Origin of the sequence: Sphingomonas sp. CCH9-F2, from assembly GCF_001556735.1 — a bacterium.
GTDB lineage: Bacteria > Pseudomonadota > Alphaproteobacteria > Sphingomonadales > Sphingomonadaceae > Sphingomonas > Sphingomonas ginsenosidimutans.
The window spans coordinates 1-2,543 of record NZ_LSJO01000067.1; the positions used below are offsets into that span (position 1 = coordinate 1).

Genomic DNA, 2,543 nt, shown 5'->3' on the forward strand with positions numbered 1-2,543 from the left:
CCACATCATCGCACAGCTACGCTGGTGCGGAGGTCGTCCACGACATCACGTCAGCCTCTGCCGACTTTCCTCCACCTACGGTGCAGATATTCGACCAGCGGCGCATAACCTGGTGCACGATCGACGCCGTGTAGGAGGGCTGCCTAGAGAGATCGAGAAAAGGGAATTGGAGCGAATAAGGTTATCCGAACGACACGCCTACGAAGCGACGATCCATCGTCCGTCGCCTAAGTCGCGGAATTGATGCTCTACATCATGCCACTGGCTCGAATGACGATATTGCACACGAAATTGGCAGTTATATTCCTGACTTCCAGCAGCTTGGCGACAGCGAGCCGAGGAATATCGTATAACTGGCGAGGGCTCATACTCTGCATCGGTCGCGGTCTGATCGTTGTATACCGCGATGCGAGCGTTCTCAAACGCAGCCTGAACACTCTGACGCGACAACGTTAGAATATTGGAAGTTGAGGAATACTGAGCATCCGCCTTCGATCGCTCTATCACAGCACCTGTATGGATAGGAACCGCGCTCAAAGACCCATTACGCTGTGGTACGAACATCATGCGACTCCCGCCGGCTGTCGCTGTATGGCTGTCCGAGATAGTTGAACTGCAAGCTTGAAGAGCGATGGCAGATACCAGCAAGCTCAATCCTGAACAGATGCGGCGATGGCTGTCGAACTGCATTTGGCTATCGTCGCTCAGCCCAGCGGACAGCGCAAGGATCAACCTTCCCGTTTGGGAAGCAAGGGCGGGAATTCCGCCGCGCCAATCGCGCCGACGATCGCCTGCAGTCTCCGCTTTCCCAAAGCATGTTCCCGATTGCGCATTCCCGAAACCTGCTACGATCGACGGAGCAACGGGAAAAATTGCGCTTGACGAACGACCACACTCGGAAAGCAGGGATGTCTGGCCGTCGGCATTGCAGGCGCCTTGCGCCCCGCCTTCACCACGCGAAGCGCACCGCGGTTCCTTGCAACTTCGCGCGCCCCACCGATTGACCGGTCCAGAACCCCGCCGGCCTTACCGCCGCCCGCGCCAGATCTTCACCGCCGCATCCGGTGACAGCCCGCCCTGGTGCGCCGGGCAGCGCGCGTAGCGGAAGCGGCGGTCGGTGCACAGCCACACCTCGTCCAGCCACCCCTGCCGCGTCGCGGTGATCCGCATCATGTCGGGGGTCATCCCGGGATTGGCGCGCGCGATCGCCTCCGCCAGCGCGCCGGCGGTCAGCGTCTGGCGCGACAGCGCGTCCATGTCGGGGAAGCGCAGGCGGCCGTACATTGCGGTCGATCGCGCGAAATAGCGGTCAGGTGTGTATCCGGCCATGCACGTCCCGTGCTTGGCCCATTCGTGCTGCATCAGCTGCGCGGAGGGGGTGGAGCACAGGTGCCGACGGATCACCTGTCGCGACAGGATCGGCGTCGCGCGGCAATATTGCGGCCAGTCCTTTCCGATGCCGTCGGGCCACAGACCGTGCAGCGTAAAGCCGAAGCGGTTGGTGCCGCCGCACTGGAAACGGTTGGCCGCGTCATCGCCGCGGTTGCGGCAGAATTCCGGGTTCCAGGTGATCGCCAGCGTATAGCTGCCGATCGGCAGCCGGCGCGCCGGCTGGCTTTCGGTTGGCAGATCCGGATGCGGGCGCGGGATGGTGCCGGGGATCGCGCACGACAGCGTCTGTGCCCCCGCCACACCCGGCAACATCAGGGCCATCGCGGCGAGCGAGCGGGCGATCATGCGGCGTCTCCTTCGAAATCTTCCCCGAACCAGCTGCGCGCGTCGGGACGGTACAGGGCCATCACCGCCATCACGCCCAGCGCGACCGTGGCGATGGACAGGATCGCGGCCAGCGGCGGCATCGCCCCGTTCAGCATCGCGGGCAGGTTCAACAGCAGCCGCAGCACCGACAGCGCGGTCAGCACGACCGCGATCGTGCGGGCGATGCGACTGGCGCGGCGCGCGACGAAGAACCACAACGCCAGCGAGATCGCGACCGACAGCGCCAGCCCGGCGGGCAGCAGCCAGCCGAACCCGGCGGTCCGCGGATCGACCGCCATCCGTGCCGACAGCACCGGCCAGCTGATCGCCCAGCCGATCACCGACAGCCCCAGCGAGGCGAGGTATAGACGCTCGAAATACAGGATGGCAGGGGGACGCACGCGCGGTTCACTTCCCGTTGACGTTACGGAACGCCAGTGCGCCCGGATCGCGCGCGGCGCAAGCGGGGGCGATCATGCCGCGGCGAAATCCAGCCCGATGTCCGCCGCCGGCGCCGACTGGGTGATCCGCCCGACGCTGACATAGGTGACGCCGGTTTCGGCGATCGCGCGGATCGTCTCCAGCGTGACGCCGCCCGACGCCTCCGTGGGGACCTGCCCGGCGACGATGCCCACCGCCTCGCGCAGCATCGCCGGCGGCATGTTGTCGAGCAGCAGGTGAGTCGCCCCGGCATCCAGCGCGGGCGCGATCTGGTCGATACGGTCGACCTCGACGATGATGTCGGCGATCCCCGCCGCCTTGGCCAGCGCCGCCGCGGGGCCGAC

Annotated in this window: 3 protein-coding genes; all 3 read right to left on the minus strand. The window is 65.2% G+C overall.

All coding sequences use genetic code 11. The features are described 5' to 3' along the window. Positions 1-1,026: 1,026 nt before the first annotated feature. On the minus strand, positions 1,027-1,737 hold the full coding sequence (locus AX685_RS02005) for a ribonuclease T2 family protein (protein ID WP_066484864.1): 711 nt from the start codon (positions 1,735-1,737) through the stop codon (positions 1,027-1,029). Further along, positions 1,734-2,159 carry a hypothetical protein gene (locus tag AX685_RS02010; RefSeq protein ID WP_066484865.1) on the minus strand — a complete coding sequence of 142 codons (426 nt, stop codon included), beginning with the start codon at positions 2,157-2,159 and terminating at the stop codon, positions 1,734-1,736. Before AX685_RS02010 ends, AX685_RS02005 begins: the two co-directional genes overlap by 4 nt. Before the next feature lie 72 nt (positions 2,160-2,231). Continuing rightward, a partial coding sequence (locus tag AX685_RS02015) for a nicotinate-nucleotide diphosphorylase (protein WP_443026243.1) occupies positions 2,232-2,543 on the minus strand: 312 nt, incomplete at its 5' end.